Annotated in this window: 13 protein-coding genes; 2 read left to right on the forward strand and 11 right to left on the reverse strand. The window is 72.3% G+C overall.

Features of this window, described 5'->3' with window-relative positions:
• Positions 1-32: 32 nt before the first annotated feature.
• The 6 genes from AB0I68_RS04260 to AB0I68_RS04285 all read right to left on the reverse strand — a co-directional run bounded on the left by AB0I68_RS04260 (position 33) and on the right by AB0I68_RS04285 (position 6,568).
• Entirely contained in the window at positions 33-2,618 is a 2,586-nt protein-coding gene (locus tag AB0I68_RS04260) for a SpoIIE family protein phosphatase (protein WP_363175750.1), read from the reverse strand.
• A gap of 185 nt (positions 2,619-2,803) precedes the next feature.
• Positions 2,804-3,232 (reverse strand): ATP-binding protein, encoded by a 429-nt coding sequence (locus tag AB0I68_RS04265; RefSeq protein WP_363175751.1) that lies wholly within the window; start codon positions 3,230-3,232, stop codon positions 2,804-2,806.
• Between the two features lie 164 nt (positions 3,233-3,396).
• Positions 3,397-3,864 (reverse strand): (deoxy)nucleoside triphosphate pyrophosphohydrolase, encoded by a 468-nt coding sequence (locus tag AB0I68_RS04270; RefSeq protein WP_363175625.1) that lies wholly within the window; start codon positions 3,862-3,864, stop codon positions 3,397-3,399.
• Positions 3,865-3,894: 30 nt separating this feature from the next.
• The gene (locus AB0I68_RS04275) at positions 3,895-4,080 is read right to left on the reverse strand and encodes an SPOR domain-containing protein (RefSeq protein ID WP_363175626.1); all 186 of its coding nucleotides are present in this window, start codon (positions 4,078-4,080) and stop codon (positions 3,895-3,897) included.
• A gap of 466 nt (positions 4,081-4,546) precedes the next feature.
• Entirely contained in the window at positions 4,547-5,299 is a 753-nt protein-coding gene (locus tag AB0I68_RS04280; RefSeq protein ID WP_363175627.1) for a GntR family transcriptional regulator, read from the reverse strand.
• Positions 5,300-5,449: 150 nt separating this feature from the next.
• Positions 5,450-6,568 carry a DUF4190 domain-containing protein gene (locus AB0I68_RS04285; protein WP_363175628.1) on the reverse strand — a complete coding sequence of 373 codons (1,119 nt, stop codon included), beginning with the start codon at positions 6,566-6,568 and terminating at the stop codon, positions 5,450-5,452.
• Between the two features lie 294 nt (positions 6,569-6,862).
• On the opposite strand from AB0I68_RS04285, the gene AB0I68_RS04290 reads away from it, so the two are divergent.
• The gene (locus AB0I68_RS04290) at positions 6,863-7,672 is read left to right on the forward strand and encodes an isocitrate lyase/phosphoenolpyruvate mutase family protein (protein ID WP_363175629.1); all 810 of its coding nucleotides are present in this window, start codon (positions 6,863-6,865) and stop codon (positions 7,670-7,672) included.
• A gap of 21 nt (positions 7,673-7,693) precedes the next feature.
• On the opposite strand, the gene AB0I68_RS04295 is transcribed toward AB0I68_RS04290, so the two are convergent.
• The 4 genes from AB0I68_RS04295 to AB0I68_RS04310 all read right to left on the reverse strand — a co-directional run bounded on the left by AB0I68_RS04295 (position 7,694) and on the right by AB0I68_RS04310 (position 11,479).
• A complete protein-coding gene (locus AB0I68_RS04295; protein WP_363175630.1) occupies positions 7,694-8,491 on the reverse strand; it encodes a trypsin-like peptidase domain-containing protein in 798 nt (265 codons plus the stop codon).
• Entirely contained in the window at positions 8,488-9,585 is a 1,098-nt protein-coding gene (locus AB0I68_RS04300) for an alpha/beta hydrolase-fold protein (RefSeq protein WP_363175631.1), read from the reverse strand. Before AB0I68_RS04300 ends, AB0I68_RS04295 begins: the two co-directional genes overlap by 4 nt.
• 164 nt (positions 9,586-9,749) lie before the next feature.
• A complete protein-coding gene (locus AB0I68_RS04305; RefSeq protein WP_363175632.1) occupies positions 9,750-10,892 on the reverse strand; it encodes an alpha/beta hydrolase-fold protein in 1,143 nt (380 codons plus the stop codon).
• Positions 10,893-11,041: 149 nt separating this feature from the next.
• The gene (locus AB0I68_RS04310; protein ID WP_363175633.1) at positions 11,042-11,479 is read right to left on the reverse strand and encodes a MarR family transcriptional regulator; all 438 of its coding nucleotides are present in this window, start codon (positions 11,477-11,479) and stop codon (positions 11,042-11,044) included.
• A 79-nt stretch (positions 11,480-11,558) separates the two neighbouring features.
• On the opposite strand from AB0I68_RS04310, the gene AB0I68_RS04315 reads away from it, so the two are divergent.
• Positions 11,559-12,545, forward strand: coding sequence for an SMP-30/gluconolactonase/LRE family protein (locus tag AB0I68_RS04315; protein ID WP_363175634.1), 987 nt, complete (start codon positions 11,559-11,561; stop codon positions 12,543-12,545).
• A gap of 48 nt (positions 12,546-12,593) precedes the next feature.
• Here the strand turns inward: AB0I68_RS04315 and AB0I68_RS04320 are convergent, their stop codons facing one another.
• Positions 12,594-14,786 carry a DEAD/DEAH box helicase gene (locus tag AB0I68_RS04320; protein ID WP_363175635.1) on the reverse strand — a complete coding sequence of 731 codons (2,193 nt, stop codon included), beginning with the start codon at positions 14,784-14,786 and terminating at the stop codon, positions 12,594-12,596.
• Positions 14,787-14,812: the final 26 nt, after the last annotated feature.

Raw genomic sequence — 14,812 nt, forward strand, 5'->3', positions numbered from 1 at the left:
GTCCCGCAGGACCGGCCGGCCTCCGGGACCGGTCAGCCGTACATGCTCAGCAGCTGTTCCGCGGAGAGCTCCGAGACCGCTTCCGCCGCGGCGCCCGGGAGGGGGAGCTCGAACCAGACCGTTTTGCCGCGGTGGGTGCGGCGCGTGCCCCAGCCCGCCGACAGCATGCCGACCAGCTGGAGGCCCCGCCCGCCCTCGTCCGTGTCCCGGGCCCGGCGCCGCCGCGGCTGCACCAGGTTCCCGTCCCAGACCTCGCAGACGAGGGTGCGGTCGAGCAGCAGCCGGAGCCGGATCTCGCCCTCCCCGTACCGGAGGGCGTTCGTCACCAGCTCGCTCACCAGCAACTCGGTGGTGTCCAGCAGCCCCTCCAGCCCCCAGGCCGGCAGTTTCGCCCGGGCCAGCTCCCGCGCCCGGCCCACCGACCGCGCCTCGCGCGGCAGCTGCCAGTCCCCCACCGCATCCACCGGCAGCCCCTGCACCCGCGCCATCAGCAGCGCGATGTCGTCCTCACCGTGCCGCGTGTCCAGCGTGTTCAGCACGTGGTCGCACACGTCCTCCAGCGGCCGCACCGGGTCGGACAGCGCGTCCCGCAGCCCCCGCAGCCCTTCCTCCAGCGGGTGGTCCCGCGATTCCACCAGCCCGTCCGTGTACAGGGCGAGCAGGGCCCCCTCCGGGAGGTCCACCTGCACCTCCTCGAACGGCTCTCCGCCCACGCCCAGCGGCATCCCCGGCGGCACCTCCAGCAGCAGTGCGGGCCGGGGCGGAGCGCCCGGTTCGGGCGGTTCCACCAACACCGGCGGCATGTGGCCCGCGTTGGCGATGGTGCAGCGCCGGGTCACCGGGTCGTAGACGGCGTACACGCAGGTCGCGAGGTACACCTCCGAGCGGTCCGCGTCCCGCGAGTGCAGGGCGGCCCGGGAGGCCTGCTGGGAGCCGCCGGGCGCGCCGAGCCCCCGGGCGATCTCGTCCAGCGCGGTCAGTACCTCCGCCGGCTCCAGGTCCAGCAGCGCCAGGGTCCGTACGGCGGTGCGCAGTTCGCCCATGGCGACGGCCGCCCGCAGCCCGCGGCCCATCACGTCGCCGACGACCAGCGCCGTGCGGTGCCCGGGCAGCTCGATGACGTCGAACCAGTCCCCGCCGACCTCGGTGGCCGCGTTCCCCGGCAGGTACCGGCAGGCGATGTCCAGGCCGGCCGCCTCGGGGTCCCCGGGCGGCAGCAGGCTGCGCTGGAGTATCAGCGCCCGCTCGTGCTCGCGCCGGTACAGGCGGGCGTTGTCGATGCAGACGGCGGCCCGGGCGGCGAGTTCCACGGCCACCGCCCGGTCCCGTTCCCCGAAGGGCTCGCTGCCCTTCGTACGGGAGAACTGGGCGAGCCCGACCACGGTGTCGTGCGCGACCATCGGCACGACGAGCGTCGACTGCACGAGGCCGTCCGGCCCGCCGCCCTCGATCAGCCGCGGCCGCGCGGTCCGCAGGGCCAGCGCTCCCGGCGAGGCCGCCGGGTAGCGGTGGATCTCCCCTACGGAGACCAGCGCGCCCGGACCGGACAGCGGGGCGTCCGACACGGCCGAGGCGAAGGCGACCCGCCGCAGCGGCGCGGAGGGCGCCCGTCCGGCGCCCAGGCCGGGCGGCAGCGAGGGCACGCCGGGGCCTTGCGGCCGGGCGGGCCGGTCGTCGTCGCCGAGCAGCAGCCCCTGGTAGAGGTCGACGGCGGCGAGGTCACAGAAGCCCGGGACGGTCACGTCCAGCAGTTCGCGGGCGGTGGTCTCGAGGTCGAGGGAGTTCCCGATGCGGTGCCCGGCCTCGTTGAGCAGGGCGAGATTGCGACGGACTCCGGCGGCCTCGCGGGCGGCGAGGTGGCGGCGGGTGACGTCGGTGCCGAGGCCCGCGACGCCGATCGGGCGGCCGGTGCCGCCGTGGACGCGGTAGAGGTTGATGGACCAGTGGCGGTGCTCCCGGCTGCCGGGTGCGGAGCCGGTGATCTGGAGGTCGGTCACGGAGTCGCCGGTCTCCAGGACCCGTCGCAGGGCCTCGGCCATCCGGTCGGCCTCCTGGCGCGGGAGGTAGTCGTGGACGGTGCGGCCGCGGTGCTCCTCGACGGCGCCGCCGAATACGGTCGCGAAACGGCGGTTGGCCCGCTGCACGGTGAGGTCCGTGCCGAAGAGCAGGAAGCCGAAAGGAGATTGGCCGAAAATGGCCTGCGAGGCGGCAAGATCGGATTCGATCCGGCGCAGCGCACGCACGTCGACCACGACGCACAGCGCGGCCCGCGCGCCGGTCTCGGTCTGGGTGGGCATTACATAGATCTCGGCCACCCCGTGCGCGCCGTCCCCGCCCGGGATCCGGAAGGGGACGAGGCCGGTCCACTCCTTGCCGTCGAGGATCTCGGCCATCCTGCGGTGCCCGTCGGCGCGCAGCTCCGGTGGCATGAAGGCGTCCACCGGGTCCCGGCCCACGGCCTGCGCGGCGGTCAGCCCGAACAGGTCCTCGGCGCGCAGGCTCCATTGGTCGATGAGCCCGTCGGGTCCGATGGAGAAAGACGCGACCTTTATGTAGTCATATATCGAGCCAGGCGGGCTGCTGTGCCACAGGGAGTCGTGCCATGTCTCCCCGGGCACACGGGCCTGATGTGCCTGCGCAGGTATCTCGCTCACGCGACCGTCCCCTCCAGCTCACCGCAACCGGACCGGCCATGACCGAATTATTCAGCACCACGGCCCCGCACGGCACGGCGTTCACGATCACAAAAAGGTCCCGACTATTTCGAGCCATGCCGTGTGATCGTCGGCCATCCTTCACCTTGTTACTCACCAGGAAGTGCCAACTCGAACCACACAGTCTTGCCTGATTTCCCGTGCCGCGTCCCCCAGCGCTGCGCCGAGACGGCCACCAGATGAAGTCCCCGGCCACCCTCGTCCTCCGGCGTCGCGACCCGCTCGCGGGGCGGATCCGGAAGCGGATCGGAAACCTCCACGAGCAGCGCGGCGCCGCCCGTCGGACTCCCACTGGCCGGATTGCGCCGCACCAGCCGGACCCCGATGGGGCCGGAGGCGTACCTCAGTGAATTGGTGACCAGCTCGCTGACCAGCAGGACGGTCACGTCGCCGACGGACTCCAGACCCCAGGAGCCGAGTGCGCCGCGGACGGCGTGCCGGGCGGTGCGGACGGCGCCGGGCTCGGCGGGAAAGGCCCACTCGGCGGCTTCACCGTCTGTGTCGATCACGCCGATCACTTCCCGGGCCGGCAACGACCCCAGTCCGATTCCGCAGGGACAGAGCCACGAGGGGGCAGTACACGATTGGGACTAATAGCGACATACCCGATATTTAAGGCGTCGTACCACCCGATCCTTCACGTACCAGCGCACTGTGGCGCAGACGGCCTAGAGCACGCGCGTCACGCGCCCCCGTGCGACCTGGTGTGCTGCCCGTCGCGCTCACTGCGCCCATCGCACCTGTCGCGCCCCTCACGCTCGATGCGCAGCCGGCGTCCGGCCTCCGCGACCGCCGGCCGGTCCTGGTCGAGCCAGTCCACCGAGTCCAGCTCCTCGGGCCCGAGCCAGCGCAGCTCGTCGTGGTCCTCCAGCGGCGCGGGTTCACCGGACAACAGCCGGGCGGTCCACACGTGCAGGACGAGCCCCGGCCTGAGCGGCCACTCCCCCGGGATCCGCTCCAGCGGCTCGGCCTCCACGCCGAGCTCCTCGCGCAGTTCGCGTACGAGCGCATCGGGGACGGACTCGCCCGCCTCGGCCTTCCCGCCCGGCAGCTCCCAGCGTCCGGCCAGCTCCGGGGGTGCGCTGCGGCGGGCGGCCAGCAGGCGGCCCTCACGACAAAGGGCTCCGCCCACGACCACTCGTACCGTCATGGGGCGGAGCCTATGCCAACGCCGGGTTGCTCAGTTCGTCGTGGCGGTCTGACCGACCCGCTCGACCCAGTACAGCTGCTTGTGGCCTCCGTCTTCGAGGCTGTCGACGACCTTCTGGGCCTCGGCCCGGGTGGGATACCGGCCCACCCGGTAGCGGTTGCCGTTGTCGTCCTGCCGTATGACCAGCCATGGGAGCAGGGCACCGCTGTCGTTCATCGCGTTTTCACCCTCCGCCGATGTACCTGCCCGGGAACCGCATTGCGCATATGCCCGACCTTACGCCCGACCTTCACGGAGCGGATACGGTTTTTCACGAAGAGGCACTTCGCACGCGTACGCATCCGGCCATGCGTACGAGTGGGCCGTGTACGCCGGTTCAGATCCGGCGCACCGCGGGCATCGGCAGCACCACCGCACCGCCCTGCGGCGCCGTACGGCAGACGCCCCCGCAGGTGGCGTCGGGGGAAACGGCGGAGGGAGCGGACCGGCCCCGCCCGGACGGGGCGGTCGGCGATGCCGGGAAGTTCGCACGCCGGCGGCGGTCATACCGCCGGACGGCGGGGCCGGTCCGTGACGCACCGTCACGCGTGGACACGGCCCCGGGGTTACGCCCCGCGCCCCCGCACCACCACCCGGTCAACGCCCGGGAATACCCGGGAACACCCGGGAACTCCCCGTCCGCTCACCGCACCGGCAGGTGGTACGACAGGCGGTAGCGGTCCGCCGGGACCACCACGTCGGCCGTCTCGACCGCCCGTCCGGACGCGAAGTACGTGCGGCCGATCACCAGGACCACATGGCCCGGCACCCCGCCCAGCAGCATGATCTCCTCCGCCAGGCCCGGCCGCGCCCCGACCTCCTCGACCACGTTGTCCACGACGACGTCGATCGCGGCCATCCGGTCGACGACCCCCGAGCCCCCGAGCGGCCCCTCCTCCGGCAGCATCACCGGGGTCCGGCCGGTGACCGCGAGCGGCTCCCAGGAGGTCGACAGCATCATCGCCTCCCCCGCGTCGCGGAACACGTACCGCGTCCGCATCACCCGCTCGCCCGGCTCGATACCGAGCCGCTTGGCGATCTCCGCCGGTGCGGCCGTCTGCTCGCTGCCGGACTCCCACGTACCCCGCGCCCCCGCCTCGGCCTGCTCCTGCCGGAACGGCGTCGACGTCCCGCCCGAGCGGTATCCCGAGCGCGCGACCCGTCGCGGCACGGGCTGCTCCCGTACGTACGTGCCCGACCCGGACCGGCCCTCGACCAGCCCCTCCGCCATGAGGACCTTGCGCGCCTCCAGCGCCACGGTGTCGGAGACCCCGTACTCCTCGCGGATCCGGGCCTGCGAGGGGAGCCGGGCGTGCGGGGGCAGGGACCCATCGACGATCTTCCGTCGCAGATCCCCGGCGACGCGCAGATAGGCCGGCTGCTCACCGAAAGTCACTGGCCACTCCCATCAGGTTGACAGACAGCTACACCCTGGCAACCGACGGTTGTATGCCGCAAGCGAAGGCCAGAGTTTCACCCGAAGTGATGAAGCCAGGTCACTGAAACCCGTTACCGCGCGTTACCACACTCTATTCTCGACGGCTCCTCACACCGCGGCCGAAGAGGACCCGTCCGAGTCGCCGTCAGAGTCGCCGCCCGACCGCTCCGCGAGCCAGTCCGGCACCGTCGTCGACAGCCCGTACGCCCCGCGCAGCGCCTTCTCCGTGTTCACGGACAGTGCACCCGAGGCGCTGTCCCACGCGTCCTGGAACTCCGCCGGCTTCGTCGCCTTCGCCGCCCGCTGCCACTGCGCGCGCGCCGCCTCGACCTCCTTGAGCTGCGCCCGCACCGGCCCGGCCAGCTCCGGGCGCTCCTTCACCCCGTCCAGCAGCCCCGCCTCCGCGGCCAGCGCCCGGTCCGCCTCGCGGGCCCACTCCCGGTACTGAGGCAGCGCCTCGTCGATGTCCTCCTCCGGCACGCCGCCCAGCGCCAGGTCGGCCTCGTTCATCACGCGCAGGAAGGCCGCCTGATCCGGCTTCAGCATCCCGGCGTCCTTGCGCAGGCTGCCGCGGTGCTCCTCCTCCGCCGTGCCGATGACGCAGAGCAGCCGCCGGTCGCCGCCGCTCCACGACTCGCGCGAGGGCGCGAAGTAGAACATCTCCGCGTACGAGGGCAGCGCCCACGTGTCCATCGCGTACGCGTCCTGCGCCTTCCAGCACGCCTCCGCGGCGGTCTTCTTCAGCTCGGACCCGCCGGGGAAGGCGTCGTTGCCGAACCGGGTCGAGGAGGTGACCTCCCCGTCGTGCATCTCCGTGCACGCGATCCGGTAGATGAGGGGGCTCTCTTCGAGCAGGTCCCCGCCGGGGACGTTGAAGCAGTCGCCGGCGCGCATGTCGTCGATGCCGGTCAACTCGCCCTCGACGTGCTCGAACTGCTGCAGCGTGTCCAGCCGGTCGAACAAGTGCCCCGCCACCCGGTCCGTGACGAGGACGACGGCGGCGGTCATCGCGAGCGACACCGCCAGACCCGTGATCGCGAGCGCTCTGCCCCGCTCCCCCTTCCGCGCGATCTGGACGAGCGCCACGATCCCGAAGACGATGCCGAGCGGCGGCAGGCACAACAGCCCGACCAGCAGCGACGCGAGCGCGAAGCCGTTGAGCGCCGGCTCCCGGTACGCCTGCTGCGGGGGCGGAGCGGGCCAGTAGGGCGGCGGCGGGATGCTCACGGGGAGAGGGGCTCCATCACAGGGGGCGCGAACGAATGCGCGAAATAGTACGCAGCGGGGGCGACCACCGTGACGGTCGCCCCCCGCAGTTCAGGACGGCGCACGCGTAACATCCGTGCCATACAACGGCCATGAAGGAGCAAAGGTGCTCTGCACATGACGCACGCACTCCCCGGTTCCGTCTGCCTCGGGCCTCAAGGCGGGCCCGGCCGCCTGACCGGGGAATCGGCTCCTCCCACGTACATGTCGGAAAATAGCCAGCCGACGGCGGGCCCGGTCTGGTGAACTGGCGGCATGACCACCACTGTTGATCTCGCCCGCCGCTTCGCCGAACTGCACGACCCCGCCGCGCCGCTTGCCTTGGCCAACGCCTGGGACGTCGTCAGCGCCCGGCTCGTCGAGGCCGCCGGCGCCCCCGCCGTCGCCACCACCAGCGCCGGTGTCGCCTGGTCGCTCGGCGCGCCCGACGGGGACGCCCTGACCCGCGACCGCGCCCTCGACCTCGTCGCCCGGGTGGCCGCGGCCGTCGCCGTCCCCGTGACCGCCGACATCGAAGGCGGCTTCGGCGCCGATCCCGCCGGGGTCGCCGAGACCGTCACCGGGGTCCTCGCCGCCGGCGCGGTCGGCATCAACATCGAGGACGGCACCCGGCCCGCCGCCGAGCACGCGGAGCGGGTGGCCGCCGCCCGGGCCGCCGCCGACACCGCCGGGGTCCCGCTGTACGTCAACGCCCGCATCGACACGTTCCTGTTCGGCCTCGGGGAGGAGGCGAGCCGCCTCGACGAGACCCTCGCCCGCGCCGCCGCCTACCTCCGTGCGGGCGCCAACGGCATCTTCGTCCCCGGCGTCACCGACCCGGCCACCGTCACCGAGCTGGTGAAGGGCATCGATGCCCCCCTCAACATCCTCGTCGGCCCCGGCGCCCCGTCCGTCGCCGAGCTCGGCGCCCTCGGCGTCGCCCGCGTCAGCCTCGGCTCCTCGGTCGCGTCGGCCGCGTACGACGTGGTCCGCCGCGCCGCCGAGGAGCTGATCGCGGGCGGTACGTACGCCACGCTCGGCGACTCCCTCCCGTACGGCGAGCTGAACGCCCTGCTCAAGGGCTGAGACCCGCAAGCGTGTCCGGGGTCAGTCCCGCGCGGCCTGCTCGTAGAGTGCCTTGGCCTTCTCGTCGAACAGGGCGGCGGTGGAGTCCACGTCCGTCTCCCCGCCGCTCAGCACCCCGATCAGCCGCCCCGGATTCCCCGGACCGCCGCGGTCGGCGATCCAGGGGCTTCCGCTGGTGCCCGTCCAGAAGCCCGCGCAGCCGATGTACAGCATCGCCGGGTCCTCCTGGTCGTGGCTGGTCTGGGTGGTGCAGGAGACGGGCTTGTTCTGCGGGTTGCGGTCGGACTCCGGATAGCCGACGACCGTCACCTCGCGCTCGTACCCGGAGGTCCAGTCGGGCTTCGGGGCCTCCTCGGCGCCGCCGACCGCCTGCTGCACGGTGCGGCCGTCCTTGTCCGGCTCGATGCTGAGGAAGGCGAAGTCGGCGGTGTCCTCGCCCCACTTCGTCCAGCGCTCGTCCACGTGGACCGCGCGGACCTTCCACACCCCGAGGGGCTGCCGGCCCACGCCTTCTCCGGTGAACGCGGGGGCGAAGGAGAGATCGCCGATGGCCCGGCCGTCGTGCGCGACCTCGCCGGGCGTGCCGTCCTCGCCCGCCGGGGCCACGCAGTGCGCGGCGGTCGCGACGACCGTGCCCTTCGGGCTGTCGACGACGCTCGCCGTGCACCAGTGCTCCCCGTTCGCCATGAGCACGCCGACGCCGGGGAAGGGGTGCACCGCGTTCGCATCCTGGTCCGTCGCCCTGAGGAAGCCGACAGCCAGGACCGCCGCCACTCCGGCGACGGCCGCCGCCGACGCACCCTTCGCCACTGCGTTCATCGCACGCCGGGGTCGGGTGTCGGTGCCAGCATCACCTTGCTGATCCACTCCAGAGCGCCCTCCCTCATGCCGCGTACGTACGACTTTCCGTTGTGCTCACCATCCTGGATCACCTGGAGCTGGGTGTGCACGGGGCCCTTCCCATACTCCTTCATGAACTTCTCGGCCTTCTCGCGGCCGCTCTCCCTGGTGCCGATCTGGAAGTTGATGTAGACGTCCGGACCACCATCCTTGATCAGCTTCTCGGCGAGCTTCTCGGGGTTGTTCTCGTCCATGGCCTGCGTGTTCCCCTTCCACAGCGGGGAATCGGGGACGATGTCGACCCCGCTCGCGATGGCCGCCTTGAAGCGGTCGGGGTACTTCAGGACGTGCTTGAAGGCACCGAATCCGCCCGCGGAGGAGCCCATGAAGGCCCAGCCGTCCCGGGCGGTGAAGGTCCGGAAATTGGCCTTCGTGAAATCCGGGATGTCCTCGACCATCCAGGTGCCCATCTTGGGCTCGCCGGGGATGTCCGAGGCGTCGAAGTGGTGCTTGGTGTCCGCGTTGTGCACCGGCATGATCAGGATGAAGGGCAGGCTCGTACCGGCCTTCGCCCCGTCGCTCACGGCCTTCTGGAGGCCGAGGCCGGGGCCCGTTCCCCAGTAGTTCGTGGGGTAGCCCCGGCCGCCGGGCAGGGAGATCAGGACGGGGAAGGCGCTCTTGGCGTACCTCGGCTCGTCGTACTCCTTGGGGACCCACACCCACACGTCACCGGTGAACCCCGACTTCGCGCCGGTCAGGGTCGTCCGGGCGATCTGCGTGCCGTCGGGCAGCCGGTAGGTCCGGACGAACCCGGCCTTCGGCCCGGTCGGCATGCTCACCCCCGGCCGGATGTCCTCGGCCGCGGCCGACGCCTGGACCTTCCCGAAGGACACCGGATCCCCTATGTCCGAGAAGAGACCGTACCTGTACGCCGCGGCGCCGCCGGCGGCAAGGGTGAACGCCAGCACACCGCTGATCAGAAGTCTGCGCCTGCGCTGGGGGCGGCGGCCCGTGGTCAGCGGGCCTTCCTCGGCCGTGAGGTCGCCGTCACCTTGAAGCTGGTCATGCTGCACGGATTTGTCCCGTTTCTTGTCCGGCGCTCCCGAAGAGCGCGGGTCGGACCGATCGGTCCCCCTTACACCCCTTACAGAGGTGTCAACGATCGGATGGGTTGCCTGGGACCGGCGGGACGTGGCGTGTGCCACCCCGGCCTCCGGGCTCCGTGCGTACGGCCTGGTCAGCCGGCCTCGGGCCGGGGCCCCTTGAGCACCTTGCTGATCCACTCCAGGGAGCCTTCCTTCATGCCCCGGACGTAGTGCCAGCCGTTGTGCTCGCCGTTCTGGATGTCGCGGATGGTCGTCTTGACGGGGCCCTTGCCGAACTGCTGCTGGAATGTGACCATCCGGTCCTTCCCGGTCTCCTTGGTGCCGACCTGGAAGTTGATGTAGACCTCGGGACCGTTGCTGTCGATCAGCTTCTTCGCGAGCTTCTCGGGATTGTTCGCGTCCATCTCCGCCTGGTGGCCCTTCCAGAGCGGGGAGTCGGGGACGATCTCGCCGCCGCTGGCGATCACGGCCTTGAACCGGTCCGGGTACTGCAGGACGGTCTTCATGCCGACGAAGGCACCCGAGGAGGAGCCCATGAAGGCCCAGCCGTCGCGGGACTTGTACGTACGGAAGTTGGCCTTGGTGAACTCCGGGACGTCCTCGGCGATCCAGGTGCCCATCTTGGGCTGGCCGGGGATGTCGGCGCCGTCGTAGTAGTACTTGCTGTCCGGGTTGAGCACCGGCATGACCAGGATGAACGGCAGGCTGGTCCCGGCCTGGACGCCCTCGCCGATGGCCTTCTGGAGGCCCAGGCTGCGGTCGGCCCAGTAGTTGCTCGGGAAGCCGTTGCCGCCCGGGAGGGAGATGAGCACCGGGAACGCGCTCTTCTCGTACTTCGCCTCGTTGTACTCCTTCGGCGTCCACACCCAGACGTCGCCCTCGAAGCCGGACTTCGCGCCCGCGAGGCGGGTCTTCGCGATGACCGTGCCGTCGTCGAGCTTGGCGGTCTGCTTGAAGTCGGACTTCGGGCCGGTCGGCAGGAGTACGTCCGGATCGCCGGTGGGCTTGGCGGGGGCCGGCGGCGTGCCCGGGGACTGCTTGCCCGCGTCGGGGGCGGCGGACGCGGGGGTCCTGCTGAAGCTCACGGAGTCGCCGTTGGCGGAGAACCACTCGAGCTTCCAGGCGGCGAAGCCTCCGCCGCCGAGCAGGAGCGCGAAGGCCACGACGGCGGATATCCACAGGGCGCGGCGGGAGCGACGGGGCTCGTGCGGTTCGGAGGCCGGCGGCTGGTCCGACTGGTCGTCAGGCCGCGGGCGCTGCGGGTACTGATGCACGAACTTCGCTCCGAACGGTCATGACTGCCCCAGTTGGGACAGAACGGCTGGGCACTCCTTAGTCCTGATGTGCGAATCCTGCGGACAGTTCCAAAACCCTGCAAAAACATGGCCTGAATCTCATACGTCCGGAACCCCGACAGCAGAACTCACCTCTGGGCGTCGAGTGCCTCGGCACACCGCCCCAGCAGGCTGATCAGCTGCTCCCGCTCCTGCGCCGAGAACGCGGCGGCGAGCGCCCGCTCCACCCGTACGGCGCCGGCGTCGGCGAGCTCCATCGCGGCCCGGCCCTCCTCCGTGAGCCGGGTCTCCAGCACGTTGCGGTGCCACTCGTGCGGGGTCCGCTCGATGAGCCCGCGCTCCTGGAGGTTCTTCAGCACGGTGTTCATGGTCGGCGGCGTCACCCCGCACAGCCGGGCGAGCGCGGCCGCGGAGATGCCCGGCTTCTCGGAGAGCCAGAGCAGTGCGGCGTACTGCGGAACCGTTACTGCGGCGGGCTTGCACGCAGCGTTCTTGGCCGCGAGAAGCGCCTGCTCGGCGCGCTTGACGTGCGAGCCGATGCGCTCCTCGGGAGGCATGGAGGTCATCCCTGCATCCTAAGGCCCTTGCATGCATTAGAGCTCTAACCTATCTTCGTGTTCACCCACACGGAAGAGGACACTCGCTGTGCTGAAGAAGTTCCTGCCCGCCACACTCCTGACCCTGACCACCGCGCTCACGCTGGGCACGACCCTGGCCGCACAGGCTGCGGAGGCCGCCCCGGTCTCCGACAGCCGCATCGCGACGGCTTTCACCCTCCCAGGCGAGAAGGTCTACCCCGAAGGCATAGCCACCGACCCCCGCAACCAGACCGTCTACGTCGGCTCGTACGCGGACGGCACCGTCTACCGGGCCCGCCCCGGCACACACACCGCCGAAGTGTTCCTGCCCGCCGGCACCGACGGCCGCCACACGGCGAACGGCCTGCGCATCGACGCCCGCGGCCGCCTGTGGGTGACCGACTCCACCTCCGGGGTCTCCGTCTACGACACCGCGTCGCGCACGCGCCTGGCCCACTTCGAGGTCGCCGGCACCGGCGGGCTCTTCGTCAACGACCTGGCCATCACCCCGGACGGCACCGCCTACCTGACCGACAGCGCCCGCGCGGTGATCTACCGCGTCACCCCGGCCCAGCTGGCGGCCGGCTCGGGCCCGCTGCTCCCCGCGTACGACCTGCGCGGGCACCTCACCCCATCGCCTGCGGGCACCTTCACGCTGAACGGCATCGTCTCCGACCCGGCAGGCCGCTTCCTCCTGGCCGTGGACATGACCGCGGGCGACCTCCACCGCATCGACCTGCGCACCGGCGCGATATCCCGCGTCGACCTCCAGGGCGGCGGCCTCACCCACGCCGACGGCCTCGACCTCGCGCCCGACGGCACCCTGCGCGTGGCCCACAACGCCACGAACACCCTGACCAGGTGGCACCTCAGCCCCGACGGCACCCGGGCCCGGCTGACCCGGACGATCACGGACCCGTCGCTGCAGATCCCGACCACGCTGAGCCACACCCCGGGCCGCACGCTCGTGGTCCGCTCCCAGTTCGACAAGGGCGGCCCCATGGGCCCTGGTACGCCGACGACCTTCACGATCGCCTCGGTCCGCGGCCTCTGACGGCAGGCGGCGGGAAGGCAGGCGGGAGGCAGGCGGCGCCGCCCCGGGTCAGCGGGCGGCGCCGAGCCGTGCCTGCTCCTCCTCGACGATGCGCCGGGCCAGCGAGGTGTCCGAGACGTCGACCGCCTCGGGCGCCGACTCCGCCACCACGCTGCGCCGGGCGTACGCGTCGAAGAGCCGTGCCTTGCGCTCCAGCATCTCCAGCATCCGCTGGTCCACCCCGTCGGTGGCGAGCAGCCGGTGCACCCGTACGGCGCGCACCTGTCCCATCCGGTGGGCACGGGCCACCGCCTGCTGCTCCGTGGTCGGCTTGACCTGCGGCTCGCAGAGGATCACCACGGACGCCGCCTGCAGGTTGATCCCGATGCCGCCCGCCTCGATCTGCGCGAGCAGCACGGCGTGCCCGGCCGCCGCGCCGAACCCGTCGACGAGCCGCTGCCGGCGCGCGGCCGGCACGCTCCCGGAGATCGGCCCGAACAGCCGGCCGCCATGGGCTGCGTCGTCCCCGTCGCCGCCGAGCGGCTGGCGGCCGAGCGCTTCCTCGACAGCCCCGAGCACCTCGCGGAACGAGGAGAACACCACGACCTTCAGCCCGTTGGCGGCGGCGTCCGCCACCAGCTCGCGCAGCCGTTGCAGCTTCGCCGACTTCTCCGGCTTCGCGTACGCGGCCCTGCGCATCGCCATGAAGTTGCCGGCCCGCACCGCCGCCCGGTAGGCGTCCCGGTCGGCGGCGCTCAGCTCCTCCCACTCGTCGGTCCACTGGAGCTCGGGCAGTTCGGCGAGTACGTCGCGCTGGTTGCGCCGCAGGTACGCGGGCGCCACCGCCTTGCGGAACGCCTTGGACCCGGCGACCGTGTCGACGTCCCCGATCCCGGAGGCCGTCCCGGGCTGCAGGATCCGTACGAGGCTGCGGAACTCCGAGACCCTGTTCTCCATCGGGGTGCCCGTGAGGAACAGGACGTACGTGCAGCGGGCGGCCCAGGCCGCGACCGCCAGGGAGCGCTGCGCGCGCGGGTTCTTGACGTGGTGCGCCTCGTCCACGACGAGCATCCCCAGATCGCCGGCGGCGAGTTCGGGGAATCCGGTCAGCGCCTGGAAGGTCGTCACGGCCACCCCGCCCTGCCCCCGCCAGTCCGCGAAGGCGTCGTGCCGGTCGGGGCCGTGGAGGGCGACCGCGCGCAGGGTGCTGCGCGCCTCGATCTCGCGGGTCCAGTTGATCAGGACTCCGGCCGGGCAGACCACGAGGAAGTGGCTCTGCCCCTGCGCGGCGAGGTGCGCGAGGGCGGCGAGCGCCTGGATCGTCTTGCCCAGGCCCATCTCGTCGCCGAGGATCACCCGCCGCTGGGCGAGGGCGAAGCGGGCGCCGAAGGACTGGTACCCGCGCAGCGAGACCCGGCGGTGCGTGCCGTCGAGGGCCTGGGCGCGGACCCGTTCGGCCAGCGCGTCGGGCAGGAACCCCTGGGCGGCGGCCGGGTCGGGGCCGCTCCCGGCGCGCTCGGTGATCTCCGCGAGCAGCCCGTAGTACTCGGCGGAGCGCAGCTCGAAGTCGACCCAGGCGGCCGCCTCGTCGGCCGGGCCGCGCAGCAGGTCGACCGAGGCCTGCCCGAGCAGCACGGGCACACCGCTGCCGGCGGCCTCCGCGGACAGCCGGGCGATCTCCCGGGCGGCGGCCGACGCCCGCTCCCGCCGCTCCCGTCCGGCGAACCACATCCGCAGCCGGCCGCCGGCGGGCCTGGCGTCGGCGAGCAGCGGCCCGAGCCCGGCGTCCAGTTGACCGGCCGCCTCGACGGCCCGGCGTGCGTCGGGCCCGGCTTCGACGAGCAGGTGCAGGGCGGTCACCAGCGCGGTGGTCCGGGGTTCGGGGCGGTCCACGTCGAGGTGCACGGCGACGGTCTCCCCGACGGCCTCGGCGAGCTGCCGCGCGGCGCCGAGCGCCTGGTCGGCGGTCTGCTGCCCGACCCCGGGGATCTGCCGCAGCCGGTGGCGGCCGGCGTCCAGCACCTTCTGCACGGTGTCGAAACCGGCCGCCTCGATGGCGGCCACCCGCAGCCGCCCCTCGGTGACCTGGGTCAGCCGGTCGGCGGGGATCCGCCGCAGCTCGAGGCGGGCCAGCTCCGCGTGGATCGGCGCCCAGGCCTCCCGTACGGCTTCGACGGCCCGCCGGTGGTCGGCCAGCAGTGCGCCGGCCGCCGCATGCAGCCGCTCGCCCGCGTCGATCACCTCGGACGCCCTGCGCCGCATGCCCCTCACCCCCCGACTGCTCCCGG

Origin of the sequence: Streptomyces sp. NPDC050448 (genome assembly GCF_040655295.1) — a bacterium.
In the GTDB taxonomy this organism is placed as follows: domain Bacteria; phylum Actinomycetota; class Actinomycetes; order Streptomycetales; family Streptomycetaceae; genus Streptomyces.

Bases quoted from the DNA above. Each gene is read 5' to 3' on its own strand.
- AB0I68_RS04290 (WP_363175629.1), top strand. From the start codon at position 6,863: ATGACCACCACTGTTGATCTCGCCCGCCGCTTCGCCGAACTGCACGAC.
- AB0I68_RS04270 (WP_363175625.1), bottom strand. From the start codon at position 3,864: ATGACGGTACGAGTGGTCGTGGGCGGAGCCCTTTGTCGTGAGGGCCGC.
- AB0I68_RS04320 (WP_363175635.1), bottom strand. From the start codon at position 14,786: ATGCGGCGCAGGGCGTCCGAGGTGATCGACGCGGGCGAGCGGCTGCAT.
- AB0I68_RS04310 (WP_363175633.1), bottom strand. From the start codon at position 11,479: ATGACCTCCATGCCTCCCGAGGAGCGCATCGGCTCGCACGTCAAGCGC.
- AB0I68_RS04275 (WP_363175626.1), bottom strand. From the start codon at position 4,080: ATGAACGACAGCGGTGCCCTGCTCCCATGGCTGGTCATACGGCAGGAC.
- AB0I68_RS04295 (WP_363175630.1), bottom strand. From the start codon at position 8,491: ATGAACGCAGTGGCGAAGGGTGCGTCGGCGGCGGCCGTCGCCGGAGTG.